Origin of the sequence: Oleiagrimonas sp. (assembly GCF_027858935.1) — a bacterium.
Taxonomy (GTDB): domain Bacteria; phylum Pseudomonadota; class Gammaproteobacteria; order Xanthomonadales; family Rhodanobacteraceae; genus Oleiagrimonas.
Genome location: NZ_JAQIBU010000339.1, coordinates 1 through 26,133, shown reverse-complemented (window position 1 = coordinate 26,133; position 26,133 = coordinate 1). Strand labels below are relative to the sequence as shown.

The window sequence follows — 26,133 nt, the reverse complement described above, 5'->3', positions numbered from 1 at the left end:
GGCGTGACAGACGAACGCGCAGACTCACGTGCTTGATCCCCTGAGTTGACGGGCAGCGCGATGGATCGCGCGACGGATGCGTGGCTGGCTGCCGCAGCGACACAGATTGGGCAGGGCGTTGATGTCGGCATCGGAGGGATCGGGTGTTTGCCGCAGCAGATCGGCCGCAGCCATCAGCCAGCCCGGCTGGCAGTAGCCGCAGAGCACGGCATCCTCGTCGATCCAGGCTTGCTGCAGCTCATGCAGGGCACCATCGGGACCGACCAGTCCTTCCACCGTGGTGAGATTCTTGCCGGCCACTGTCCGCATCGGCCTTTCACAGGCCAGGGCGCGCTTGCCATCGACCAGTATCGTGCAGGCGCCGCATTGTCGCCGGTCACAGCCGTAGCGCGTACCGGTCAAGCGAAGCACGTCGCGCAGGTACCACAGCAGTGGCATGTCCGGATCGCCGGTATGCAGGTACGGTTCACCGTTGATCGCCAGGTGGATGCCCTGACGAGGCTTGACCGGAACGATGGTGTCCGGTGGTTTCTGGACGGGGGGTACTGGCACGGTCAGCGGACTCCCGGAAGCGACGATTCGTGGATTGTGGCAAAGCCTAGCTGTCAGCGACTGAACAAACGGTGCCAGAAAGCATATACGGGTACGCCCGCGGCAATGATCAAAAGTCCGATGCCGACGTTGAACGGACGCGTGGCGAGCATGATCGCAATCACCAGCATCACCATCGCAATGAACGCCAGCGGTGTCAGTGGATACAGCGGGGTGCGGTAGCCGTTGGGCGTGTCGTCCAGCAACTGGCGATACCAGAACAGTGTGGCCACGGTGGCAGCGTAGCCCAGCCAGTCTCCAATGGTGGCGTAATCCAGCAGCTGGTTGTAGGTCCCCGAAAGACTCAGTGCCACGGCCCAGCCAGTGATCAGCAGCAGGGCGATGTTGGGCGTATGCCAGCGCGGATGCAGGCGCGCCACCGAGCGGAAGAACACGCCGTCCGTCCCCATCACCTGAAACACACGGGCACTGCCGATCATGGCGATGTTGCAGTAGCCGAATGTGGAGATGGCGATGCCGACGGCGATGATGCGCTTGCCCGCATCGCCAAAGATGCGTTGCATGACGTCGGCCGCTGGCGTGGCGCTGGCGGCCAGCCCGTCGTGGCCCAGCGCCGCCATGTAGGCGATGTTGACCAGCACGTAGCAGCCCAGCACCAGAAGCATGCCCAGGCCCAGCGCGCGCGGCAGGTTGCGTCCCGGTTCGCGGATCTCGCCGGCGATGTTGTTGACATAGGCGAACCCGCTGTACGAGAACAGCACCGGCAGCAGCGCGCCGGCCAGGGCCCATGCGGGCAGGTGGGCATGCGGATCGGGCGCGAAAGCGCGGCCAAGGTCCCCGGCACCGGCCCAGGCCAGGCCGGTGACCACCAGCACGGCCACCGCCAGCAGCTTGAGCAGCGTGAACAGGTTCTGCACGAAGGCTCCCGCGCGGATGCCGAATCCGTTGATCCCCGCCAGCAGCACCAGTGCGCCAATGCCGACAGGCCGCACGAAGGTCAGCGGCAGACCGATCGCCACGCATGCATAGCGGCCGAAGATCATGCCTACAGCGGCGATGGATCCGGAATAGTTGACCAGCAGCATGGTCCAGCCGAACAGGAACGCCGGCAGCGGCCCGAAGGCCTCGCGCAGATAGATGTAGCTGCCGCCCGCCTGTGGTCTGCGCACGCCCAGCTCCGCAAAGCACAACGCGCCGGCCAGGGTCAGCAGGCCGCCGACCAGCCACAGGATCATCAGGCTGGTGCCGGATCCTGTGCGTTGCGCGACCGTGGCCGGATTGACGAAAATGCCGCCGCCGATCACCCCGCCGACCACCATCATTGCCGCCGATCCTGCACCCAGGCGGCGCAGGTAGTTCACCGGTTGCTCGTTGTGCTGCATGCATGCCCCTTTCCGCAAGCTGTCGAGCATGCGGTTCCGGTGGTGTCGGCGCAAGCCCGTGGCCTGGCGCTAGTCGACGTGCAGCGTGCCCTGGACGACCAGGGTGCATGCTCCGCCGACATGGATCTTTCCGTCGGCGTCGACCTCGATCTCGACGCTGCCGTCGCGTCCGACCTCGCGCCCCTGGCTGGCGCGATAACGCCGGCCATAGGCCTGCAGTCCGTCATGCGCGAAAAGGTCGTGCGCAATGGCGGCGTTGGCGCTTCCGGTGACTGGATCCTCGGGGATGCCGTCGGCGGGACAGAATGCACGAACGGCCATGTCCGCGATGCCGTCTAGTGTCCGACCGAATACGCAGGCACCCACGGCGCCGAGTCGATCGGTGATGGATGCAAGGGTGATCATGTCCGGACGCAGGGCGCGAACTGCGGGGCTTTCGCCGAGATCGCAGGTCAGCCAGTTTGGGCCGTTGCAGACGTTGCCGGGCGGGCGCACGAAGCGTGCTCCAAGTGCCTGTGCAAGGGCATCGGCATCGGCTTCGGACAGTGCATTGCGTGTGGCTTCGGGCGCGCGTACGTGGATCTTGCGCTGGCTGTCCTCACCCTCGACCCGCACCGGCAGCAAGCCGGCGGCGCATTCCTGGACCAGCGTGCGCGCATCCGCGCGGACCCGGCCGGACGTCATGGCGACGTAGGCGCTGCCCACGCTGGGGTGCCCGGCGAACGGCAGTTCCTGGCGTGGCGTGAAGATGCGCACGCGGTAGTCCGCTTGCGGGGTGGTGGGCGGCAGCAGAAACGTGGTCTCGGAAAAATTGAGCCAGTTCGCGATATGTTGCATGCGTGCGCCGTCCAGGCCCTCGCTGTCGATGATCACGGCCAGCGGGTTCCCCAGGAGTGGCTCGGCGGTGAAAACATCGATCTCGGCATAGCGGCGCGTGGTCATGGTGGTGCGGTATCCGTTGGTGAGACAAGCGAGTCAGACTAGCGTTAGCGGACGACCACTGCCAAACGCCATAATGGCGGGCGTTGCCTTTTGCGCCCGTGCGGGCACACTGCATGGGATGAACTTGATCGTCTTGACTGGAGCATCGTGAGCGCTTCCCTTTCCCCGCTTCCTGCCGACGCACCCTGGGTGGTGATGAAATTCGGTGGTACCAGTGTCGCCAGCGTCGAGCGCTGGCGAAATATTCTCGAACTGGCTTGCACGCGCCGCGCCGAGGGCGTACGCGTGCTGCTGGTGGTCTCGGCCCTGGCCGGCGTCACCGACGCGCTGAAGGCCATGAGCAACGAAAACGATGCCGGTGAACGCAAGGCGGCTGCGGATCGATTGTTCGAGCGTCACGCCGAATTGCTGCGCGACATGCAGATGCCGATGCCCACCAACGTCGCCGCACGTCTGGATGACCTGCGCGCCCTGGCTGCAGCCGGTCCGGTAGTGGACGACGCATTGGCCTGGAAGGCCCAGGTGCATGCGCACGGCGAGCTGCTTTCCAGTGCGCTTGGCGCAGCCTTCCTAACCGCCTCCGGCCTGCCCACGCAGTGGATCGATTCACGCCAGTGCCTGCGAGCGATTTCACTGCCCAACCAGAACCCGCGCACGCGCATGCTTTCGGCCACGGTCGATGCCCGTCCGGACCCTGCGCTGGCCGCCGACCTGGCGACGCGTGGCGAAGTGATGATTGCCCAGGGTTTCATCGCCCGCGATGAGGGCGGTCGATGCGTACTGCTGGGACGAGGCGGTTCGGATACTTCCGCAGCCTGCTTCGGGGCCATTCTCAAGGCCGCGCGGGTGGAGATCTGGACCGATGTGGCGGGCATGTTCAGCGCCAATCCGAAGCAGGTGCCGAGCGCCCGGCTGCTGCGCCAGCTCGACTACGAGGAAGCCCAGGAGATCGCCACCACCGGGGCCAAGGTGTTGCATCCGCGCTGCCTGTCGCCGCTGCGCTCGCCGCGCGTGCCGCTTTGGATCAAGGACACCTACAACCCACAAATGGAAGGTACGGAAATCGGCCCGCAGGTACGCGAGGCCGCGCCCAGCGTGAAGGCGATCTCGACACGCTCGAACATCACCCTGGTGTCAATGGAATCGGTAGGCATGTGGCAGCAGGTCGGCTTCCTCGCCGACGTGTTCGACACCTTCCGCCGCCACGGCCTGTCGGTGGACCTGATCGGTTCGGCAGAGACCAACGTCACGGTGTCGCTTGATCCGACCGAGAACCTGCTCGATTCCGACGCCGTGGCGGCGCTGGCCGCGGACCTGGCCAAGGTTTGCCGGGTCAAGGTGATCGCCCCATGCGCGGCGGTCACGCTGGTCGGGCGCGGCATGCGCTCGATGCTGCATCAGCTTTCTTCGGTGCTGGCCGAGTTTGGACAGCTGCGCGTGCACATGATTTCGCAGTCGTCGAACAATCTTAATCTGACCTTCGTGGTCGACGAGGATGTGGTCGATGCATTGCTGCCTCGCCTGCATGAGTTGCTGGTGCGCGCAGGCAGCCTGCGCAGCGATGACACGCAGCTGTTCGGCCCCACCTGGCATACGCTGTACGGCGGCGGCGAGCATGACATCGCGCCCGCCTGGTGGCACGACGCCCGCAAGCAGTTGCTGGAACTGGCCGATCAGCGCACGCCGCGCTACGTCTATCACCTGCCCACCGTGCGCGAGCGCATCGAGGGCCTGCGCACGCTTGGTGCGGTCGATCATTTTCATTACGCCACCAAGGCCAATACCCACCCCCGCCTGCTGCAGGTCATTGCCGGGGCCGGTTTCGGACTGGAATGCGTGTCGCCCGGCGAACTGTCCGCGGCCGCGGCTGCCGCGCCGGATGCCCCGCGCCTGTTCACCCCCAACTTCGCGCGCCGCGCGGACTATGCGATGGCGCTGGAGTCCGGTGCAACGGTGACCCTGGATGCGCTGCATCCGCTGCAGCACTGGGGGGAGCTGTTCCACGGCAGCTCGATCCTGCTGCGCGTGGATCTTGGGCGTGGTCTTGGCCATCACCAGAAGGTGCGCACCGGCGGCACGGGGTCCAAGTTCGGGCTGCCGCTCGACCAGCTCGACACCTTCCTGACGCTGGCCCGCAAGCTTGGGGTCCGTGTACGCGGCCTGCATGCACACCTGGGCTCGGGCATCCTCGATGCAGGCCACTGGGGCGAGGTCTATGCCCAGCTGGCCGCACTGGCCGAGCGGGTCGGCAGCATCGAGATACTGAACATCGGTGGCGGCCTCGGGGTCCCCTCGCATCCGGGCGAGCAGCCGCTGGACCTGGCGGCGCTGGATCGGGTGCTTTGCAAGGTCAAGGCCGCCTACCCCCACTACCAGCTGTGGATGGAGCCCGGCCGCTACCTGGTGGCCGAGGCCGGCGTGCTGCTGGCGCGAGCCACCCAGGGCAAACGCAAGGGCGAGCTCAACTATCTGGGCATCGACGCCGGCATGAACAACCTGATCCGGCCGGCCCTGTACGAAGCCTGGCACGAGATCGTGAATCTCTCGCGCCTGGGCGAGGTGGCCACCACGCTGTACCAGGTGGTCGGGCCGATCTGCGAAACCGGCGACATCCTGGGCAGTGATCGTCGTATGCCCGAGAGCGGCGAGGGCGACGTGATGCTGATCGCCCAATCCGGTGCCTACGGCGCGGTGATGGCCTCCAACTACAACCTGCGTGAAACCGCCGACGAGGTGATCATCGAATGAGTACGCTCGCCGACCCGCGCAAGGCTTCGGCCTTCCGTTTTGTCCGACACGGGTATGCCGACGGGGTGGCCGAACTGGTCTATGCCTTCGACGACAGCCCGGAACTGATCGAGCGCATCCGCTTCCCCGACGCGCCGGAGCTTGCGCCGGAGCGCCGACCGGCTTTCGCGGCCGCGTTGCAGTTGCTGCACCTCGCCGCCGGGGTCAGCTACTACAAGGCCGGGGTGCCCGAGCGCATCGTGCTGGATACAGGCGCGCTGGATGATGCCACCGCCGACTTCATGGACACGCTGTACCTGCACGGACTGGCCGAGTTCGCCTATCGCAACCAGCTGGACCTGCATGCCCGCATCCGTTTTCCGCGCGACGGCGCAGCGGCGCCATCGGCCGTAGCGCTGGAACTTCCCTCGCGCACGCTGATCCCCGTTGGTGGCGGCAAGGACTCGGTGGTCGCCATCGAATCCATCAAGTCCATCGGTGGCGAGGCCGGGGTGGTCTGGGTGGGCAACTCGCCCTTGATTGCGCATTGCGCCGAGCGCACCGGGCTGCCCATGCTCAACATCCAGCGCGAGCTCTCGCCGCTGTTGTTCGAGTACAACCGCACGGGGGCCTGGAACGGCCACATTCCGGTGACAGCGGTGAACTCGGCCATCCTGGTGCTGGCCGCACTGCTGTACGGCTATGATGCGATCGCCTTTGCCAACGAGCGCTCGGCTTCGGTCGCGACACTGGAATACGAGGGTCGCCAGATCAATCACCAATGGAGCAAGGGTTTCGATTTCGAACGCATGCTGCGGGACTGGCTGCATGCGCATGTCGCCCCGCAGCTCGAATATTTTTCCCTGTTGCGGCCGTTTGCCGAACTGGCCGTGACCCGCGCCTTCGCGCGCATGGGCGCTGCGTATTTCGACGCCTTTTCCAGCTGCAACCGCAACTTCCGCATTCTCGGTCCCAGGCCAGCCGACCGTTGGTGCGGGCAATGTCCGAAGTGCCATTTCGTGTTCCTGGCGCTGGCTCCTTTCCTGCCCAAGCCGCGACTGCTGGGCATTTTCGGGCGCAACCTGCTGGACGACGAATCGCAGCTGGCCGGCTTCGATGCGCTGATGGAATACCGCGACCACAAGCCGTTTGAATGCGTCGGCGAGGGTGCCGAGGCGCGCGCCGCGATGCATGCGCTCAGCCAGCGTCCGGAATGGGCCGAAGACGCCCTGGTGGCGCGTTTTCGTGATGAGATTGTGCCCCAGCTCGACAGCGCCGAGTTGACGCTGGAACCATGGCTGGAGCCGGCCGTGGAGCACGCCATCCCGGAGCATCTGCGCGGAGCCCTGGATGCGATTCGCGGATCTTGACGGTCGCCGCGTCGCGGTCTGGGGCCATGGACGCGAGGGCCGCGCCGCGCTGGCTGCGCTGCGCGCGCGGCTGCCTGGCCAGGAACTGACCCTGTTTTGTCGCCAGGACGAGGCCGAGGGACTGAACGCCAACGGCGCGCTGACGGTCCTGCATGCGGCGCCCGACGTCGCGGCGCTGGCCGGCTTCGACATCGTCGTCAAGTCGCCCGGTATTTCCGCCTATCGGCCGGAACTTCTGGCGGCGCAGGCCCAGGGCACCGTATTCACCTCGGGCACCGCGCTGTGGTTTGGCGAACGGTCCGATGCGCGGGTCATCGGTGTCACCGGAACCAAGGGCAAAAGCACCACCTGCGCCATGCTCGCGCACTTGGCGCGTCATCTCGGCGTGCGCACCGCACTGGCCGGCAACATCGGCTTGCCGCTGTTGGAACTGCTTGATGCCGAGGCGGAGCTGTGGGTGGTGGAACTTTCCAGCTTCCAGACCGGAGAAACCGGCCCGCTCGAACTGGGACTGATCACCAGCCTGTACGAAGACCATCTGGACTGGCACGGCTCGCGCGAGCGCTATGTGGCGGACAAGCTCAAGCTTGCCGACGCCGCGCGCACCTTGCTGGTCAACGCCACGCAGCCGGATCTCATGGCACGCACGAAAACGCATCCCCGACGCATCGGCTTCGGCACCTGCGAGGGTTGGCACGTTGCCGGCAACGCCATCCATCGCGGCGACGAGCGTGTGTTCGACTGCGCCGACCTGACTTTGCCCGGAGCACACAATGCGTTGAATGCCTGCGCCGGTCTGGCCGCGATGCAACAGGTGGGTCTGGACGCGATCGCTGCATTGCCCGCCCTGGCCGCGTTCCAACCGTTGCCGCATCGCCTGCAGACGCTGGGCCAGCAGGGTGGACGAACCTGGATCAACGATTCGATCAGCACCACGCCGCAGGCCGCGCTGGCGGCTCTGCGCAGCGTGCAGGACCAGCCCGTGGCGCTCCTGCTCGGCGGCCACGACCGTGGCCTGGACTGGACTGCGTTCGCCACCGCGATCGCCGCGCGGCCGCCACACGTTGTGGTGGTGCAGGGCGGCAACCGTGTACGCATCCTGGAAGCGCTGCGCGCGTCTCCCCCCGGCTGTCCTGTGCTGGAGGCAGTGGACCTCGAGGCTGCCATGGCCTGCGCCGGTGAAGCCCTGCCGCAGGCAGGCGTGGTACTGCTGTCGCCTGGTGCGCCCAGCTTCGACCAGTTCCACGACTACACTGAGCGCGGCCGCCGTTTTGCCGAGCTGGCCGGGTTCGACCCCGCTCGCATCGCCAGTATCGAAGGCCTCGGCGTCGCCTGAGGTCCGCGGGCCCGTAGCCCGTAGTCCGGATAAAGCGAAGCCGCATCCGGGATAGCAGGCAAGGGGGACGTTCTTGATGCGGGTCTCCCCCGGATGCGGCGTCGCCTTATCCGGGCTACGCGCGCAAGAACGGCAACAAGAACGGGCGGCCCGTATCCGGACCGCCCGCTGGTTGTGCACAGTTTGCGCTGTTCGGCTTACCAGATCCGCACACGCTGATCAGGTTTCAGGTACAGCTTCTGACCCGGCTTGACGTCGAAGGACGTGTACCATGCGTCGAGGTTGCGCACGGTCTCGGCACGGAACTGAGGTGGCGCATGCACGTCGGTGTTGACGCGCTGGCGCAGAGCTGCATCGCGCATCTTGCTGCGCCAGGCCTGGCCGAAGGACAGGAAGAAGCGCTGGTCGCCGGTCAGGCCGTCGATCACAGGCGCCGGCTTGCCGTCCAGCGACGTGTGGTAAGCGACGTAGGCCACGGTCAGGCCGGACAGGTCCGCGATGTCCTCGCCCAGTGTCTGCTGGCCGTTGACGTGCAGGCCCGGCAACGCCTGGTACTGGTTGAACTGCTCGACCAGCTTGTGGGTTGCGGCCTTGAAGTGCGCCGCGTCGGCCTTGGTCCACCAGTTGTGCAAGCGACCGTGGGCGTCGAACTGCGAGCCCATGTTGTCAAAGCTGTGGCTGATTTCGTGACCGATGATTGCGCCGATTGCGCCGTAGTTGTGCGCCGGGTCGGCCTTGGGATCGAAGAACGGCGGCTGCAGGATCGCGGCCGGGAAGTTGAGCGCGTTTTCCAGCGGAATGTTCAGCGCGTTCACGGTTTGTGGACGCATCCACCAGTCGGCGCGGTCCACCGGTTTGCCCAGCTTGGACAACGCGAAATCGTAGTTGAACTTTGATACCGCCATGGCGTTTTCCAGCGGATTGTCTGCACTGACCTTGAGTGCGGCATAGCTGCGCCAGTGGCCCGGATCGGGATAGCCGACGAACACCTTCATTGTGTCCAGCTTTTGCTTGGCCTTGGCGCGCGTGGCCGGCGTCATCCACGAGAGCTTGCCCAGTCGCGAGCGAAAAGCGCCAACGATGTTGTGCACCAGGGACTCGACCTGCTTCTTTGCTTCGGGCGGGAAGTAGTCCTTGACGTAGATCCTGCCCACCGCGTCGCCCAGTGCGGAGCTGGTTGCGGCCACGGCCCGCTTGGCTCGTGGTTGCTGCTGCGGTACCCCGGTAAGGGTCTTGCCGTGGAAGTCGAAGGCGAGATTGGCGTAGGCCTTGGGCAGCAGCGAGGCGGCATCATCCAGCGTGTGGAAGCGCAGCAGCGCGCGCCAGTCGGCCAGCGGCTGCGTGGCGACCAGTCTGGACAAGCCGGCAAAGGCCGAAGGCTGCCACACATCAATGTTCTTCTGGTCGGAAAGGCCGGCCGCCTTGAAGTAGGCAGACCAGTCCAGCCCGGGGGCCTTCCTGGCGAAGTCGGCCATCGACCACAGGTTGTCGGCCTTGTGCACGTCCTGGCTGTCGACCAGGCTTTCCTGTGCCTTGGCGATCTTCACTTCCAGGTCGAACACCCGTGCGGCCTCGACATCGGCGTTGGGGGTGCCGGCCTGCTTGAGCAGGGCCGCAATATAGCTCTTGTACTTGTCGCGCGTGGCGGCCATGGCCTTGTCGCTGGACAGGTAATAGTCGCGGCTGGGCATGGTCAGGCCGCCCTGCAGCAGGTAGGCGATGTTGTGAGAGGGGTCGGTCAGACCCTGGGCCACGAACAGGCCGAACAGGTGGTCGGTGTGGAAGTCGGTGTTGTTGACCGGGTCCTCATCCTGGCGCAGGCGGCTGCCCAGTACCTTGGCAAGATCCTTGCGCGAATGGATGCCGGCGATCGCGTCCAGCGCCGGCTGGATCGGCTTCAGGCCATTGTTTTCAACCGCCGAAGTGTTCATGTAAGCCGTATAGAAGTCGGCGATTTTGGCCTGGTCACTGCCGCTGGCGGGATGGCTTCCAACGGCCTTCTTGACGATGTCGGCGATGCGTTTTTGTGTGCGATCGTAGATCGTCAGGAAGTTGCCGATGCTGGAGCGGTCGGCCGGAATCTTTGCCGTCTTCAGCCAGTCGCCGTTGGCGTACCTGAAGAAGTTGTTGCCCGGCAGCACCGAGTGATCGATCCCGGACAGGTCGATGCCGATGTTCGGCTTGGCAGTTGTTGCAGCAGCGGTCGATCCAGCAGGGGCGGGTGCAGCGGTGGACTTGGCTGCATGGTCACCCGAGGACGGCGAGGAGCATGCCCCCAGGCTCAGCGAAATGGCGGCAGCGAGAAGAAAGGACGTGCGTTGCATGAAGGGCGCCTCGGTCAACGGTAAACCACCATCTTAGTCCGGACCGACGGGTTTCGGCACGCCCGCAAGTCATGGGTTCGCGAGGCGAAGGCACGATCGGGCCGTTGGATTTGGTGTCGTTCCGGTCTGGCGGTCTGGCGGGCAGGGGCAAGGTGTAGCGGTCAGGCGGCAGTCTTCGCATGCCTAGTGTTCGTAGCGGTAATTGAAACTGGCGCGGCTGAATCCGGTGGCCTGCTCGGCCTCGAAATTCCAGTGCTGAGCAAGGATGTAGCGCAAGGTGATGACCTGGCCAGGCTGGAACAGGCCCACTCCGTAACTCAGGTACAGGCGTGGCGAGAGGTACTTGCCGACGGTGAAGGCAGTCGTGCCCAGGGCATTGTTTCCGGACACACCGATATCGCTGATGCCCAGGCGGGAACCGATGCCCTTGGCCAAAAGGTTTCCGGTCGCCGAGCCCAGCGCCATGGCGGCTGCATTGACCTTGCTGCCTTGACCGTTACGCACATCGGAAATCGGCTTGCCGGTGACCAGGTACGACAGGGCGTCGGACTGGTCCATGGCCGGATTCGAGAACACGTTCACCGTTGGATTTTGCGCGGTGCCGCGGATGTGCAGGCCCACAACCTGTCCGTCGTTCACCGTGGCGTTGGGATTGATGCGGCGCACCGCGCGGATATCCAGTCCGGGATTGGCCAGCGGGGAGGATGCGAACAGCAACTGGCCCTGCTTGATCGACAGATCCTGGCCGTAGGCCTTGTAGCTGCCGTTGACGCGGATCTGGCCCTGTCCCATGGGCGACTTGCCGGGCTTCTGCATGACGCGCAGGCCACCGCTGAGGTTGCCATCGAGGCCATAGCCGTGCACATGGGTTTTCGTGCCCAGATTCACCTGAACATTGGCGCGGATCTGGATCGACTTCGAGCTTTTTCCCGGGGCGCGCGCATCCACGACCTCCACGTCCGGGGAGGCCTGGGTTGCACCGGCACCCGGCAGTTTTTCCAGCTGGACTTCGGCCTGGTCCACATCCAGCGAGCCGCCGATGACCAGGATGCCGGAGCTGCGCGTGATCGAAAGGTCCGGCGATATGCTGACGTGCGCCGAGGGGATATCCGCCACCTGGACCTGCTTGCCCTTCAGCTGGATGTCAGTAGCGGAAAGGTCGGCAAGATCCAGCATGCCCGACACGTGGAGCACGCCCTTGCCCGAACGGACATGGCCATCCAGCGTCACCGAATGCAGATCCTTTGTACGCATATCCAGTCGACCTTGATCCAGCTTCAGGCCCAGCGCCGGGATCTCTGCGGCTACGTCTTCCAGCTTGGCTTGTCCCTTGACCCCGGGCTTGTTGATGCTGCCGGAAAGGTCGATGCCGGCGCTCAGTTGCCCCTGAACGCCGGCGACCTCGCTGGTGAAAAGCTGCACGAACTTCAATGAGTCCAGATTCACTGCCACATGGCCGTCGAGCGCACGATTTGCACCGTGCACCCGGATTTGCGCATCCAGATGACCGTTTTTCTGCAGGCCTGCGGTGATGTGCAAATGCTGCTTGGCCTGGTTCATGTCCAGTGACGCGACCAGATTGCGGTAGCGCAGCAAGGGTTGCCCGGGTTGATCGGCATAACGGATGGCCCCCTGGCTGGAATGGAGTGTCGCCTTGCCGGCCAGTATGCCGCCGGGGCTGCGGGTGATGTCGCCCTTGCCGTCGAGCACACCCGATGCATGCATGCGCAGGTCATTGAAGGCCAGGGCGGGAAGCAGTTCCAGCGGCAGGGCTTGCATGCGGTAGTGCAGGGCAAGGCGGCCGCCAGATTGCCATTGCCCCTGCAGGCACAGTTGCGCCGCTCCGGAACCCAGGCACGTGCTTCCGATCCGCGCACCACCCTGGTCCCAGTGCAGCGGCACCGGTGCGTGAAGTGTCCAGTGCGAGGAAGCAGCGTCGGCAAGATCGAGCGTGAAGCGGGATAGCGATCCCTGCCATGCCGTACCGCGCATGCCGCCGGTCAGGGCCATGTCCAGCGACAGCGGCGCGCCCTTCGCCTTGACTGTCAGGTGGTGCTGCTTGCGGTTGCCGCTGCCGGACAGGTCGACGGATGCGAAGGTGAATCCTGCGGCGTCGATCTTCTGCGCCTGCAATCGCAGCGTCCCGCCGGTCGCCTGGATATCCGGCACGTCCACATGCAGGTCCAGCTGGGATGCCTGGTTGCGTCCCCATGTCAACTGCTGGCCGTGCAGGTCGGCGGCCAGGGCCAGGTGCGGCCATTTCCCGCGTGCATGCACGGTGCCGTCCAGTGCGCCGCGCGCTTTCGGATTCCAACTTCCGAGCTGGGCGATGGCAAGCTTCACGGTGATGTCGTTGCGTGTACCGTTCGCTGCATGCAACTGGATACGGCTGTTCTCCGAGCGCAGGCTGAGGTCACCGTGCAGGACCCGTGCTTGTGACAGCTTCAACGTTCCCTTGCCCTGGATCGGGCGATGCCGCAGCGTGCCGCTCAGTTTTTCGATCGCCAGGCTGGCGCGGGTGCCCTTGGGGCCGATGTGGCCGCTGCTGGAAAGCTTGGCATCCAGCGCGCCGGGCCAGCCGGCCAGGGCACTGCCGGGATTGAAGTTTTTGGCCTGTAGATCCAGCTTCCATGTGGTTGCCGGCGACAGGTCGAGTGTTCCCTGGGCGTCCAGCGATCCATGGGCCTGGATCACCTTCAGACTGTCCAGGACCACCTGATGAGTGCTGCCATGTGCCGCCGCACGAACGCTCGAGAGCATGCCGGGCGGGCCCAGTTGTGCATCCAGTTTCGCGGTGTATGCATCCAGCGATCCGTTCAGATCAAGCGTGCCGTGAGTGGCCATTTTGCGCCCGATCAGCGCGGCGGGCAGTGTCATGCCGTTCCATGCCAGATGCAGACGGGCCGTGTACGGGGCGGGATCGAGCTGCAGTGTGCCCTGGGCTTCGAGCTGGCCCTGCAGCTTCGGATCGGACAGGCGCAATCCATCCAGCACCAGCTGCCGGTCGGCATCGGCCAGATGAGCCTGCAGTGTATGCAGTTGCAGGTGGCGCTTGCCCAGGACCAGCGCTCCCTTGACGTTCACGTGACTGCGGTCGCCATGGGCCTGGAGGTCGGCGCCGATGCGCCGGGACGTGGCGCCGCGGGTGATCGCATTCGCATTGGTTTGTGGCAGGACCAGATGTGCTTGCCATGGATACGGGCTTCGCGGTGTCATCTTCAGGTCCAGCCGCGCGTCGACCGGTTGCGTGAGCACGACGTTGATGCTCGCCTGACCACCGGGATTGTTCGCCTTGACAGAGCCGGCCCACGTGGTCGTGCCCGTATCCCATGCAAAGTGCAGTTGCCCGTGTCCAGGATAATCGGTGCCGAACGCCAACCGCCCCTCAAGGTCGGCGTGGCCGTTTGGCGCACGCAGCTTCAGCTGGCGCAGGATCAGGTGCGCGGATGTCCAGGTACCGGCGATCTGGAGATGCTGCGTGACAAACAGGTCATGCCCTGAGCGATGCACCCGAATGGGACCGATGTCCGCGCTGTCCAGCTGGATATGCAATGGTGCGCGCAGTTGCAGCGTGGCGGACGAAGCGGATTTGGTCGTTGCCGCAGGCGGATCGGGCAGGGCTACGTCGATCGCTCCGGTTTGCAGCGTGCGCAGGTGCAGTCGTCCAATCATCAGCGACCACAGGCTCAGGTCCAGATGGATACGCTTGATATGCAGCGTCAGGCCATCCGCGCCGCGGTAGCTGATTTGGATCAGGGTCATCGGGCCTGCCAGGCGGCCATTGGCCTGCTGCACGTGCAACGCGCCCTGCGTGGCCGCCGATACGCGCGTCAGGGCAAACCGCAGGCCGCTGGTGGTGCCCAGCAGCCAGCCCAGGGCAATCACCAGCAACAGCAGCACCGCTGCAATCACCACGAAGATGCGCTTGCGCACGCTCACAGGTCCGGCCCGATGACAATGTGCAGGTGGACCGCATGCGCGTTGGGATCATGCACCGGCACGCCGAGATCAAGGCGCACCATACCCACGGGCGACCGCCAGCGCAGACCGATGCCGGTGCCTATGCGAGGGCTGATGTCGTGCCCGTTGAACGCGTTGCCGGCGTCGACGAACGTTGCCACGCCCCAGTGCGGGGTCAAGTAGTGCTCAACCTCGACGCTGCCCACGAGCAGGTTGCGCCCGCCGATGACCCGGCCGTATGCGTTGTGTGGGCCGACGGCCTGGTAGCCATAGCCGCGTATCGATCGTGCACCGCCGGCGAAGAAGCGCAACTGCGGTGGCAAGCGCTGGAAGTCCTTGACCAGGGTCGTTCCTGCATCTGCTCGCACGATCAGGCGGTTGTTGCCGGCAAAGGCATGGATCCACTTGGCATCGGCCAATAGTTGCGCGAAACCGGTGTCCGAGAGCGGATTGTTCACAGTGCCCCGCGCGGTCAGGCTGAGCAGCCAGCCGTGGCGCACGAAGTTGGCATCCGCGCCCATCTTGCGTACCAGCGAGATTTCCGGGTAAAGCAGTGTGCTGCGACCGTGTTCGATGCCGGGTGCATTGCCCGGCTCGCCCGGGTGCTGCCCCACCGTGAACGAGCCGGCCAGGGCATGTACGCCCATGGTGCGCAGCCAGCCGTGCCAGAGCCGACTCTCGTTCGCCACCAGGTTAAGGCTGTGCGAGTGCGAAGTCACGGTGTCGGCAAGCTGGTAGTCGGCGCCGAAATTGAAACTGCGACGGTCGGGACCGGGCATCGGGATCTGATACAGCGTGCTCAGGGTCTTCAGGCGCTGCGCGGCCACCAGTTCGTTCTTCCACTTGTTTCCACGGTTGTTCACCCAGCGGCGCTGCAGTCCGAGGCGGATACCGGCACCGGTATCGGTCCCGATGAACGGTCCGCCGGAGTAGACACTTCGCTTGGCCGGATTCACGTGCACGTTCACATCGACCACGCCATTGTGGGCATGTTCAATATCCGGCTGCACGTCGACCATCGAGAAGTAGTCCGCGCTGGTCAGCGCCTCCTGCAGCTTGAGCAGTTCCGGCTGTGAGTAGTGATCGCCCGACGAGAAGGGGACATAACGCTCAAGGAAGCCCTTGCGGAACTGTGAGCCGATGATATGCACCTTGCCGAAGCGGTAGCGCGGGCCCGTATGCCAGTGCAGGTGCACTGCGGCGCTGTGTGTGGCGCGCGTAACCAGCACCTTGTGCCTGGTCATCTTCGCGTCAAGGTATCCAGTGGCATTGAGCGCGGTCGTGATGGCGTTGCGCGATTCGGTGTACAGGCCGTCATTCATTTGCTGGCCGATGGCTGGCTTGAACTGCGAGACGGCCTTGTGCACCTCGGGCTGCTTCTCGGCCGAGGCGTCCATGCGGATGTCCAGCGTGCGCACGATGACCGGCTGACCGGGCGAAACCTTCAGCACCACGGTCCATTGGGCGCCCTTGTGATCGAGACTGCCATGAACACTGGGGTCGTAATAGCCGTAGGGGCGCAGTGCGGCGCGGGCCTGCCCGGAGGCCTGGGCATACAGGTGATGCACCTGGGCCGGCGTGACCTGGCTCGCGGCGTACTGGGTCAGGCTGACTGAGGATCTTATGGCTTGCGCCAGCTCATCGTTCACGCCCTCGATCTTCAGCGTGACTCCGGCCCGCGCCAGCGATGGCACCAGCGTGAGCGCAACAATCATCCGCCAGATGATACGGTGCAGGGTCTTGTGCATGCAGGAGTAGGGCGTCTTCCGTGTCGGGTGCAGGCCAAGGTCCGTGGTAGCGGCCTCGACCGGTTCAGGAGTCGGTGCTGCGGTGTGCAACCCAGGCGCCGGCGAGTGCCGACACATAGGGTATCGCTTGTGCGGCCAGAATGATGATCCACAACGTGCTTTCGATGTAGGTGCCGCCGTAGTACATCGTCATGCCGAAGACCGCCAGCGCAAGTGCACAAGCCATCATCAGCTCCTCACGCACCGGAGCGAAGGCGGCGAACCCGGATTCGCCCAGGCGTCGACTTTTCGCCGTGACCACAAAGGCGGTCTTCTGGCGTGTGAGGCCGTGCAGGATACCGCGCGCGATGGCATGTGACAGCCCCATGCTGGCGATCGACGCGGTCAGTGTGTCGCGCCAGCCGCAGGGCACGCGTGCACGATACAGCACGATGCCGAATATGACCTTGGCCACGAAGAATCCGATCACCGGGATCAGGAACAGCTGCATCGGCAGGCTGAAGTACTGCGGAAGGCCGATCATGCCGGCCGTCCAGAACAGGGCCATCGAAGTGAAGATCAGGTGCAGCGCATCGGCGAACCAGCTGAACCAACCGGTCAGGAAATGGAAACGCTGCCCGGAGCCCAGCGGGCCCTTGCGCACCAGCCAACCCCATCTGCCCTTGAGGATCTGCATCGCACCGAAGGCCCAACGATAGCGCTGGCTCTTGTAGGCCTTGAAATCGGCTGGCGTCAGGCCCTTGCCCATCAGCTCGTCCACGTAGATCAGCTGGTAACCGGCATGCATCAGGCGCAGGCCCAGTTCGGCGTCCTCGCAGATCGTCCATTCGGACCATCCGCCGGTGCCCTCCAGCGCCGAACGCCGGACCATGGTCATGGTGCCGTGCTGGATGATCGCGTTGCGCTCGTTGCGGTGGTGCATGCCGATGCGGAAAAAGCCGTCGTATTCCCAGGCCGTCCAGCGCCGGAAGGCGTTTTGCTCGAAGTCGCGATGCGCCTGAGGGCACTGCACCACGGCGACCATAGGGTCGTGAAAATGGCCGGTCAGGCGTGAAAGCCAATCGCCGCGCACCACATAGTCGGCGTCCACCACGGCCACCACTTCGGCACGTTCGTCGGTCTGCTTGAGGCCAAAGTTGAGCGCGCCGGCCTTGTAGCCAGGCCACGGTTCAAGATGGAAAAACCGAAAGCGCGGGCCCAGTTCATCGCAGTAGGCCTGGACCGGTTTCCAGACGTCCGGATCCTGGGTGTTGTTGTCGATTACCAGCACCTCAAAATTGGCATATTCCAGCGCGGCCAGCGAGTCGAGGGTGGTGATGACCATTTCCGGCGGTTCGTTGTAGCAGGCCAGGTGGATGGAGACGAAAGGCTGAATTTCGGGCGGGTCGGGCTCGAGCAGGTGGCTTTGGCGTTGCCAGGCACGCCGCCACAACACCTCGGTAAACTCGAACCCGTTGATCAGCAGGATCGCGATGATCGCGATCTGCGCCGGGAACAGCAGCGCCAGCATGGTCCAGTCGAATGGACTCAGGTAGAAATTGAAGGGCAAGGTGGCGGCCCACACGATCACGCCGCTGGCCAGTTGCAGCAGCAGCATGAAGAAGAACCGTCCGGCCAGCTTGAAGCGGGCGTAACGGCGACCGAACCAGATCATCGGGATCAGGGCCAACAGGCCGGCCGCCAGGGCCTTGAAGGGCCAGCTGGGATCTTCGGTGATCGGCCCGGTGAGCGGAAACTTCATCTTGCGGTCGGCGTTGAACATGCCCCAATACGCCCCGGTACGACCTTCGCCCAGCGATTCCTTCCAGGGCTGGTCGAAGGCTTCCATCACGTAATAGGGAATATTTCTGGCGCGCGCGACCTGAAACCAGTCACGCAGGTAAATGGCCTCGTTGGACAGCGAAGGCTTGGCGTATTGGAAGCGGTCGCCATTGGATGGCCATCCGGTCTCGCCGACCACGATGAGCTTGTTCGGATACTTGGTCCGCAGCATCTGGTAATGCGACATCACGGTGTTGATGGCGTCCTTGCGGTCCACGCCTTCCCAGAAAGGCAGCAGGTGCACAGTGATGAAGTCCACATGCTGGACCAGCTCCGGGTATTTTTCCCAGATGTGCCAGGGCTCGGCGGTGGACACTGGCTGCTGGATCGCGGCGCGCGCACGATCCAGGTAGGCCATCAATTGCCTGGGCTCCAGGTCGTGCCGCAGCAGCACCTCGTTGCCCACCAGCACGCGCGTGATCGTCTTCGGGTAGCGATGGGCCTGTTCGATCAGCGCGGCAAGTTCGTCGTTGTTGTGCACGATGTGCCGGTCGATCCAGGCACCAGCCAGCACATGCAGTCCATGATTTTTGGCCAGCCGCACGACCTGCGGGTTCTGCAGCATGGCGTAGATGCGGATGTTGTCGGTGTACTTCGCCAGCAGCGTCAGGTCGGCGTTGATCTGACGATTGCTGGGATACTTGTTGGTCAGCGGGCTTTGGTAGCGCCGGAAAGGACTGTAGGCAAAACCCGCAATCGGGCCATGCCAATCCTGCGGACCGGTCGGACGGTTTGCAAACCACCACAGTCCGGCATTGAGCGCGACCAGCAGCAAAGCCATGAGCACGGCAACGGGCGTGGAATGCCGGCTTTTGCTTGAAGGGGTGTCGCGACTCAAGGAGGGCACCGTCGGGGCGTCGCGGGATACTGTCGCGTCAAAACAGCGAGCTTACCCAAGCCGACATGCGCGCTCAATCGCGCGCCGTGCCGGCCGGTTCGCAGGGCCCGGCAAATAACGTCAGAGCAGGCCCAGCGAAAAGGTGCTGGTTTCCCAAGCGGTTTCGAGAAGCACCAGGGCCAGGGCCGTGAGCGGAAGCCCAAGACGCGTGGCCAGACGTTTCCAGACCAGGCCGTTGGCCGGGTCGTGGGCCTGCTCGGCCTGCGCGCGCAGTAGCCAGGGGGTTGAATCCTCGCCCAGCTTGGCGCACATCATCTCGATCAACTTGGGCTCGGCCTGGCTGCCGCGCGTACGCCAGTTGCTGATGGTCTGCGGCTTCACGCCGAGAATCAAACCGGCCGCGTGATCGGAACGCACCCGGAGGTGCTCCTTGAAGCGTTCGAAAAGCTCGACGGTTGTGCTCATTTTCCCAGCCTGTTGGTTGCGGGACTCAATTTGTATACTGCCTGAAGAGGCGCCCCATGGCGACTGGTTTGCCATGATCCTGCATCGGCTCGTTCGTGTTAGGTTAAGGAAAGATCCAAGCCTATACAGTGGGATACGCGAATCGACCGGATCTGCGGACCGTTTCGGTTCGACATCAGTCCTTCGCAGCTTGCCTGGGCGCTGTTTTTTTACGCGATGGCTGGGCTGGCGCAAATGGCGGGTTCGATCACGAGGCGTTGATCGGCGAATAACCGCCCGCATGCATCAACTGCTTTTGTCCAGGTGAACATGGGGACACAAGCGGGCGCGGCATGGGAGTACGGACATGCGCGTGGGAGGGTCAGACGAAGGGATACACCTCGTCCGCGATCCAGTACCAGACCATGCATGCCGCCAGTATGGTTCCGGCCATCCAGAGCGCCCAGCGCCAGCGCTTCCAAACGCGCCGGATCCCGGCGTTCCGGAATACCATTTCCACCAGATACGCCGCGCTGAAACAGGCATTGGCAATAAGCGCCAGCACGCACAGCCCGCCGAGCGCCGTCCAGGTCATCGCGGGGCGCAGATGCGGCCAGGTGATCACCACCCACAACACCACGACCGCAAGCAACACGCCGTTGTAGATCAGGCGGCGCGGCTCCCAGTAACGCCCGGCATCACGTATCAGGCCCCTGAATTGCGCGGGTGTCATGGCGTACCTCTGTCTCATGGTTCCAGCAACGGGCAGCATACGCCGTGCGGTCCGCATGCTGGCTTAATTCCCGAGTGGATCGGCGTTTGCAGAGCCTGTGGGCATGCGGACGGGCCATGCAACCAGACCAGGCCTACGCACCAGGCGATGCCGTTTGAGGCGTGCAGATCGGCTCCACATGGGGATGGCATATCGGGCCATGGGACCGTGTCCATGCTGCATGGCTGGCGTCGACAGTCCAGCGCGCGGATGGAACCGCCTCGCCACGCGTCCTCCGGCTTCAGCGGGGATACAGCGATTGGGTTCCAGAGTCAGCCATGAAAGGCTGTTTGAAAAGTGGTGCGTTCGGCTTCTCGAGTGATTGACGAGCGAGGCGGCATGAGCCCTGAACGATTTCGTTCACTGGCACCCCCTGGCACAGCCGTGCCCGGCGAAGTCTTGCCCGAACGAACGCAGCGACTGATCCAGGAGCTGCGCGCGCATTGCACAACTTGGTTGCAGCGGCCACTTGAACACGGCCTCGTGCATCTCGGCGATCGCCTGGAGCAGATGGCCATAAACAGCCAGAGTCATTTCGATCAGCTGCACTACCTTAGCAGTTACAAGCATCTGCAAACGCAGCGCAAGGAATTTGACCAGCAGTTCATCGCCAGCATTGACCAGGCGTTCGCCAACCTCGGATCAAAGTCCGTATCAGCTGCCGCGGCGCAGGCCCAGACGTTGAGCCTGCTCGATCCGTTGGAGCACGACCTGAATAGCGCACTCGATCAGTTGGTCGCACGCAGCAAGGTCCGCGGCGGCGTGCAACTGATCGAGCTGGGCTACCGCCTGGCGGTGCTGATGGCCACGCCGCCGCTGGAAAGCAATGATCTGCCGGTCGGACCCCAGGCCATGGCCCGGGCCTTCCGCACCGCCAGCGCCAAGCTCGGCTTGCCGCCCGCGCACGAACTGCTTCTCCTGCAGAGCCTCGAGAGCAGTCTGATCGATGAACTTTCATCGCTGTACGCGCTGGTCAATACGCATTTGATCCAGGCCGGTATCCTGCGCGGACTGCGGCCCTTCGTTCTTCCCCGGACCGATCGCCAGGGCAGCTCCCGGACCGCATCCACCATGCCGGGCACGGCGCCCGTCGCGTCCACCACCGCCCGCACACCTTCGGAAGCGCACACGCAACATCGACCGGCGGCGCCCGATATTCCTGTGCGCAACGAAGACGCACCGCCGGCGAAAGACGGCAGCGTTACCGACGCGCAATTGCAGATCGCTGTCAGCGCGTTGCAGGAATATGTTTCGTGTTCCGACATGCGCACCCGGATCGCACTCAACCAGCCGCAATCCCTGCGTGAAGAATTGCATCTGCAGCTCAACGTCGGGCGTCCCATGGATGCCGAGCATGCACAGCTGTCTCCCGCCCAGCGCAAAACCGTGGACATGATCGTTCGCCTTTTCGGGGAAATCGCGCAACAGCTTCCGCAGACACCCGAAGCCCGGTCGCTGCTCTACGATCTGCAGTTTCCTTTGCTGCGGATGGCGTTGCTCGACCCTGCGTTCTTCCATCAGCGCGAACACCCCGCTCACCGCGTGTTGAACAAGATCGCCGAGATTGCCAACGACTGGTTTGACGACATCAGCGGGGACCCGGACCACGTCTTGCGCCTGCAACTGGGGCAACTCATTGAAGCCGCCAGCCGCGCTGCGCCCGCTACTGCCGTGTATGTCGCGTTGCTGGCAGACATTGAACGGGTGCTGGAACAGCTGAAACAGGAAACGCAATTGATGGAGAGCCAACAGCTCGACGCAATGCGCGGGCTCGAACGCCTGGAAAAAGCCCGCCTGCATGCTGCCGAACTGCTGTCCGCGCGTTACAACGCCACGCCACGACAGCGCGCGCTGCTGGCCCGCCTGCCGCATGCCTGGTTCGACGTGCTGGCACTGACCCTGGTACGCAATGGCGAGGACAGCGCCAGCTTTGCGGCCCGGCTGAACGTCACCGACCGGCTGCTCGGCATCCGCCCCATGGGCAATGCCGCCGCGGTGCAGCACGAGCTGGAAAAGGGCTTGCGCCAGATCGGCATGTTCGAGAAGGAGATCAGGCAACTCACACAGCGGATGCTTCGCATCGGCCAGGAGCCGCACCGGGATCCAGCCAAGGGCCCCGGCGAACCTCCAGCTTCCGGCGAACGGCGTACTTCCATCGCAGCCATGGCCGATGGCGACAAGACAGGCTTGCAGGTGCAAGCGTGCAGCGCCGATATCGGACATCCGGGGGCAGATGTGCTGCGCATCCATCGGCATCTGCGCAGTCTACCTGCAGGTAGATGGTTCGAGTTCATGGGACCTCCCGGTGAACCCGGCATCCGGCGCCGGCTGGCGTGGTACTCGCCCATGACCGGGCACAGCCTGTTCGTGACCCGCAGAGGCCAACGCGCGCAGGAACTGGGCGAACTGAAGCTGGCGCAGGAGATCGCCTGCGGACACATCCGCGAGCTTCCTCGCGACCGGGAAAACGTGATCGAACAGGCCTGGCGCATCGTGGCTCGTGAGATGGGCAAGCCATCAGGCAGCGCCAACCGGGGGGCCGGGTGATGGACCGCATTGATCCGGATCCGTCGCAGCGCGAAGATCGCAGGGCACAGCGCAAATCCGTCGAATCGACGGAGCCCGCGATCAACGTCATTACCGGCCGTGTGATGGGCCAGATCGGCAATATCTCCAATACAGGGATGCTGCTGATCTGCCCAGACAAACCACGCAGCGATGCGGTCTATCAAATAACCCTGCCCCTGCCGGACAACGACGAGGACACGCAGATGATCGAGGTGGGGGTGCAGGAGCAGTGGCACCAGCAAGCGTCCTCGACCGAAAATTACTGGGTTGGATATCGCATCGTCGCGATCACCGACGAAGACAAGGCCAGGCTGCATGCCTGGCTGGAACTTCCGCAATAACGGCCCGTGACCCGCACGCTCTGCATGGCAAAAAGGCGGTGCCGGTCCCGCCGGCGCAGCCGATACAAAGCGGATGGGTAACCGGGTCGCGTGTGGCATCGTGACTGATCACCAGCGACAAAAAACGGGATCTTTTTCAGCTATGGAAAAGTGCACACTGCCCCCTGATGCGCCTTGGGGGTCCTGCCTTGTACAGAGGCGTATCCTGCCCTGCATCATCGACCATGCCAATGCCGGCATACCGCTTGGCAAACTGCCCTGCGTCGATACAAACCGCCTGCTGTGGCAGTTTGTTTGAAATTAGCAACCTTGGGCACCGGACGGACCTACCAAGTGAGCGCACCTTCATCAGGATCGGTATTTGCTGCGCTGGCAGCGTCACAGGTCGACCAGGCCATGCGTTCCTTGGCACAACGCAGGAATAGACAAGGCTCCATCCATGCTGCGCGCAAGGCCATCCGCAGACTGCGAAGCATCCTGGCCCTGTGCCGCCGGGCGCTCGAACCGGAAGTGTCTGTCATCGATCAGAAACTGAAGCATCTTGGGGATGGCCTGTCGGACCTACGTGATGCGCATGTCGTGGCGACGTCGGCCCTGCAGCTCGCTACCGGTGACGAGCGCGAGGTCTGGATCGCTGTGGCCTCGCGGCTCGAAGCTCGACGCGAGGCGCTTCTCGGGGCTGCCCTTGCCAGGGATCCTGAGTTCGCCGCGCTGCGTGCGCAACTGAGCATGCTGGCCGAGGCTGTTGCCGGGTTGCCATGGGATCGGCTTGGTTCCATGGATCTGGTGAAAGGGCTGGCCAGGAGTGCCCGTCGCCTGGCGAAGGCGGAGCGAAACGCGAGGCAGGAACCGCATGCCGCAAACAGCCACCTGTGGCGGCGCCGGCTTCGGCGTCTGCGCATGCAGTATCAAGTGATTCGGGCGGTCAGGAAGGCGTCCCCGTCGTTGCTGGGCTTGCCTCAAGCGGATCCTTCGACCTCCATACGCACCCTGACCCGATTGTCGGACCATCTGGGACGGCTTCAGGATCTGCGCATGCTCCGGTCCAGCCTCAAAGGGATGGACACCTCGTTGCCGCTGACGCAGATGCGATGCCGCCTTCGCTCGGAAATCAACCGCGCATCGCCATGATGCACATGCAGTGACCAGAAGCTGCGGCCTGGCGGGTCTCAAAGCACGGACCGGCGCGTCAGATCTGGAAGTCGAGTGATCGGAAATGCACGGTAGGCCAACCTGGTGCAGTTTCGTTCGTCACGCCGGAAATATCACCGATATGCCAAGGGACGCGCGGCGTGCCGTGCTCTGTGCATCCAATGCCGCCACCAACCTTTCGGCACCCCGACGTTGACTGGCCGGAGCGTGCCGTGCGTGAGCGCAGATGTCCTGGCGCGGTTATGCGTTGGGATCATGCCAAATCCATGCACGGGTGAAGGTCATGAAACCGGCGGATCCGGGTCGTGACTTCAGGGCTTCATGCTTCCGGTATCGAGGAAACGCTGATGCCAGGACAGGGCCTCGGTCAGAAGGTGCGGCGTGTGCTTGCCGCGACTGTCACGCCAGGCGCGGTCGAAATAATCTTCCAGCATGGGCCGGTAATCAGGGTGCGCGCAGTTGCCAATCACCATGCGCGCGCGCTGCTTGGGCGACAAGCCGCGCAGATCGGCCAGGCCTTGTTCGGTCACCACCACCGCCACATCGTGCTCGGTGTGATCGACATGGCTTACCATCGGCACGATGCTGGAGATCGCGCCGTTCTTGGCCGTGCTTGGGGTAAGAAAACAGGACAGGAAACCATTGCGTGCGAAATCGCCCGAGCCACCGATGCCGTTGATGATGCTGGTGCCGGCGACGTGGGTCGAGTTGACGTTGCCGTACAGGTCGGCCTCGACCATGCCGTTGAGTGCAAGGCAGCCCAACCGGCGCACCAGTTCGGCGTGGTTGGAGATTTCCTGCGGACGCAGCACGATGCGACGGCGGTAGTAGTCGATATGGCTGATGAACTCTTCCACTGCCTCCGGACTCAGCGACAACGCGGTGGCGGATGCCATGGTGATCGTGCCGGTACGGATCAGGTCCAGCATGCCGTCCTGGATCACCTCGGTGAAACCGGTGAGCTGTTCGAATCCGCCGGCGCGCAGACCGGTCAATACCGCATTGGCGATGTTGCCCACGCCCGACTGCAACGGCAGCAGGTGTTCGCCAAGGCGTCCTTTGGCGATCTCGTGGCGGAAGAACTCCACCAGATGGCCAGCGATCCGCTGACAGTTGTCGTCGGGCTCGGCGAAGCGGCCCAGGCGGTCACGACCATGGGTTTCCACCACCGCGACCACCTTGGCCGGGTCCACCCGCAGATACGGCTCACCGATGCGGTCGCCCGGTGCCAGCAGGGGGATCGGAACGCGATTCGGCGGCAGCGCGGTGCCGTAGTAGATGTCGTGCATGCCGTCCAGCCCTTGCGGCTGGTCGTGGTTGACCTCGACAATCACCTGATCGGCCAGATCCAGCCAGGTCTTGTTGTTGCCCACCGAAGTGGACGGAATCAGCCGCCCGTCGGGCAGGATGCCGGCCACCTCGATCACCGCCATGTCGATCTTGCCGAAGAAGCCGAACCAGGCGTACTGCGCGACATGGCCCAGATGGATGTCCATGTACTCGATCTCGCCGCGATTGATGCGCGCTCGCAGTTCCGGGTCGGACTGATACGGCAGACGGAAGTCGATCCCGCCCGTGCGCGCCAGGACGCCGTCCAGCTCCGGCGCGGTGGAAGCGCCGGTCAGTACGCGGATTCCGAATTTCTCGCCGCGCGCGTGCGCCGCAGCGATCCGTTCGGCCAGCGCCAGCGGCACGGCCTTGGGGTAACCGGCGCCGGTGAAGCCGCTCATGCCCACGGTCATGCCGGGGCGGATCAGCTCAACCGCCCGGGTGACAGGCGTCAACCGGCTTGCCAGTTGGGGATTTTGTATGCGCGTTTCCATCAAGTGGACATTCCAGCTGGAGCCATATGGGGA

16 protein-coding genes are annotated in these 26,133 nt (G+C 64.2%); 6 read left to right on the top strand and 10 right to left on the bottom strand.

Going from position 1 to position 26,133, the window contains the following annotated elements; all coding sequences use genetic code 11:
* Positions 1-24: 24 nt before the first annotated feature.
* The 3 genes from PF446_RS12875 to PF446_RS12865 form a co-directional block, all read right to left on the bottom strand.
* A complete protein-coding gene (locus PF446_RS12875; RefSeq protein WP_298072228.1) occupies positions 25-552 on the bottom strand; it encodes a (2Fe-2S)-binding protein in 528 nt (175 codons plus the stop codon).
* A gap of 53 nt (positions 553-605) precedes the next feature.
* On the bottom strand, positions 606-1,934 hold the full coding sequence (locus PF446_RS12870) for an amino acid permease (protein WP_298072226.1): 1,329 nt from the start codon (positions 1,932-1,934) through the stop codon (positions 606-608).
* A 69-nt stretch (positions 1,935-2,003) separates the two neighbouring features.
* Positions 2,004-2,876, bottom strand: a complete 873-nt coding sequence (locus PF446_RS12865) for a PhzF family phenazine biosynthesis protein (RefSeq protein WP_298072224.1) — start codon at positions 2,874-2,876, stop codon at positions 2,004-2,006.
* Between the two features lie 195 nt (positions 2,877-3,071).
* Here PF446_RS12865 and PF446_RS12860 point away from each other — a divergent pair, with 195 nt between their 5' ends.
* From PF446_RS12860 to murD, 3 genes are read left to right on the top strand one after another with little or no spacing between them, the layout of a single operon-like run.
* Entirely contained in the window at positions 3,072-5,624 is a 2,553-nt protein-coding gene (locus tag PF446_RS12860) for a bifunctional aspartate kinase/diaminopimelate decarboxylase (RefSeq protein ID WP_298072234.1), read from the top strand.
* Positions 5,621-6,973, top strand: a complete 1,353-nt coding sequence (gene murL, locus PF446_RS12855) for a UDP-N-acetyl-alpha-D-muramoyl-L-alanyl-L-glutamate epimerase (protein ID WP_298072222.1) — start codon at positions 5,621-5,623, stop codon at positions 6,971-6,973. The genes PF446_RS12860 and murL overlap by 4 nt, the downstream gene beginning before the upstream one ends.
* Complete coding sequence (murD, locus tag PF446_RS12850; protein WP_298072220.1) at positions 6,954-8,309, top strand: UDP-N-acetylmuramoyl-L-alanine--D-glutamate ligase; 1,356 nt, start codon at positions 6,954-6,956, stop codon at positions 8,307-8,309. The genes murL and murD overlap by 20 nt, the downstream gene beginning before the upstream one ends.
* A gap of 197 nt (positions 8,310-8,506) precedes the next feature.
* Here murD and PF446_RS12845 read toward each other — a convergent pair whose 3' ends face one another.
* The 6 genes from PF446_RS12845 to PF446_RS12820 all read right to left on the bottom strand — a co-directional run bounded on the left by PF446_RS12845 (position 8,507) and on the right by PF446_RS12820 (position 20,195).
* Positions 8,507-10,633 carry a M13 family metallopeptidase gene (locus PF446_RS12845; RefSeq protein WP_298072218.1) on the bottom strand — a complete coding sequence of 709 codons (2,127 nt, stop codon included), beginning with the start codon at positions 10,631-10,633 and terminating at the stop codon, positions 8,507-8,509.
* A gap of 183 nt (positions 10,634-10,816) precedes the next feature.
* Positions 10,817-14,566, bottom strand: coding sequence for a translocation/assembly module TamB domain-containing protein (locus PF446_RS12840; protein WP_298072216.1), 3,750 nt, complete (start codon positions 14,564-14,566; stop codon positions 10,817-10,819).
* A 2-nt stretch (positions 14,567-14,568) separates the two neighbouring features.
* Positions 14,569-16,341, bottom strand: a complete 1,773-nt coding sequence (locus PF446_RS12835) for an autotransporter assembly complex family protein (RefSeq protein WP_298072214.1) — start codon at positions 16,339-16,341, stop codon at positions 14,569-14,571.
* Positions 16,342-16,405: 64 nt separating this feature from the next.
* A complete protein-coding gene (locus PF446_RS12830; RefSeq protein ID WP_298072232.1) occupies positions 16,406-18,943 on the bottom strand; it encodes a glycosyltransferase in 2,538 nt (845 codons plus the stop codon).
* A gap of 177 nt (positions 18,944-19,120) precedes the next feature.
* Positions 19,121-19,465, bottom strand: coding sequence for a hypothetical protein (locus PF446_RS12825; protein ID WP_298072212.1), 345 nt, complete (start codon positions 19,463-19,465; stop codon positions 19,121-19,123).
* Positions 19,466-19,826: 361 nt separating this feature from the next.
* Positions 19,827-20,195 carry a hypothetical protein gene (locus PF446_RS12820; protein ID WP_298072210.1) on the bottom strand — a complete coding sequence of 123 codons (369 nt, stop codon included), beginning with the start codon at positions 20,193-20,195 and terminating at the stop codon, positions 19,827-19,829.
* A 360-nt stretch (positions 20,196-20,555) separates the two neighbouring features.
* Here PF446_RS12820 and PF446_RS12815 point away from each other — a divergent pair, with 360 nt between their 5' ends.
* From PF446_RS12815 to PF446_RS12805, 3 genes are all read left to right on the top strand, one after another.
* Positions 20,556-22,763: a DUF1631 family protein gene (locus PF446_RS12815; protein WP_298072208.1), complete on the top strand. Its 2,208-nt coding sequence runs from the start codon at positions 20,556-20,558 to the stop codon at positions 22,761-22,763.
* The gene (locus PF446_RS12810; RefSeq protein ID WP_298072206.1) at positions 22,763-23,125 is read left to right on the top strand and encodes a PilZ domain-containing protein; all 363 of its coding nucleotides are present in this window, start codon (positions 22,763-22,765) and stop codon (positions 23,123-23,125) included. The genes PF446_RS12815 and PF446_RS12810 overlap by 1 nt, the downstream gene beginning before the upstream one ends.
* Before the next feature lie 333 nt (positions 23,126-23,458).
* Entirely contained in the window at positions 23,459-24,256 is a 798-nt protein-coding gene (locus PF446_RS12805; protein WP_298072204.1) for a CHAD domain-containing protein, read from the top strand.
* A gap of 332 nt (positions 24,257-24,588) precedes the next feature.
* Here PF446_RS12805 and PF446_RS12800 read toward each other — a convergent pair whose 3' ends face one another.
* Positions 24,589-26,100 carry an acetyl-CoA hydrolase/transferase family protein gene (locus PF446_RS12800; RefSeq protein WP_298072230.1) on the bottom strand — a complete coding sequence of 504 codons (1,512 nt, stop codon included), beginning with the start codon at positions 26,098-26,100 and terminating at the stop codon, positions 24,589-24,591.
* Positions 26,101-26,133 lie beyond the last annotated feature (33 nt).

Coding starts and splice junctions, on each gene's coding strand:
- PF446_RS12870 (WP_298072226.1), bottom strand. CDS start 1,934: ATGCAGCACAACGAGCAACCGGTGAACTACCTGCGCCGCCTGGGTGCA.
- PF446_RS12865 (WP_298072224.1), bottom strand. CDS start 2,876: ATGACCACGCGCCGCTATGCCGAGATCGATGTTTTCACCGCCGAGCCA.
- PF446_RS12860 (WP_298072234.1), top strand. CDS start 3,072: ATGAAATTCGGTGGTACCAGTGTCGCCAGCGTCGAGCGCTGGCGAAAT.
- murL (WP_298072222.1), top strand. CDS start 5,621: ATGAGTACGCTCGCCGACCCGCGCAAGGCTTCGGCCTTCCGTTTTGTC.
- murD (WP_298072220.1), top strand. CDS start 6,954: ATGCGATTCGCGGATCTTGACGGTCGCCGCGTCGCGGTCTGGGGCCAT.
- PF446_RS12845 (WP_298072218.1), bottom strand. CDS start 10,633: ATGCAACGCACGTCCTTTCTTCTCGCTGCCGCCATTTCGCTGAGCCTG.
- PF446_RS12835 (WP_298072214.1), bottom strand. CDS start 16,341: ATGCACAAGACCCTGCACCGTATCATCTGGCGGATGATTGTTGCGCTC.
- PF446_RS12830 (WP_298072232.1), bottom strand. CDS start 18,943: ATGGCTTTGCTGCTGGTCGCGCTCAATGCCGGACTGTGGTGGTTTGCA.
- PF446_RS12825 (WP_298072212.1), bottom strand. CDS start 19,465: ATGAGCACAACCGTCGAGCTTTTCGAACGCTTCAAGGAGCACCTCCGG.
- PF446_RS12820 (WP_298072210.1), bottom strand. CDS start 20,195: ATGAGACAGAGGTACGCCATGACACCCGCGCAATTCAGGGGCCTGATA.
- PF446_RS12815 (WP_298072208.1), top strand. CDS start 20,556: ATGAGCCCTGAACGATTTCGTTCACTGGCACCCCCTGGCACAGCCGTG.
- PF446_RS12810 (WP_298072206.1), top strand. CDS start 22,763: ATGGACCGCATTGATCCGGATCCGTCGCAGCGCGAAGATCGCAGGGCA.
- PF446_RS12800 (WP_298072230.1), bottom strand. CDS start 26,100: ATGGAAACGCGCATACAAAATCCCCAACTGGCAAGCCGGTTGACGCCT.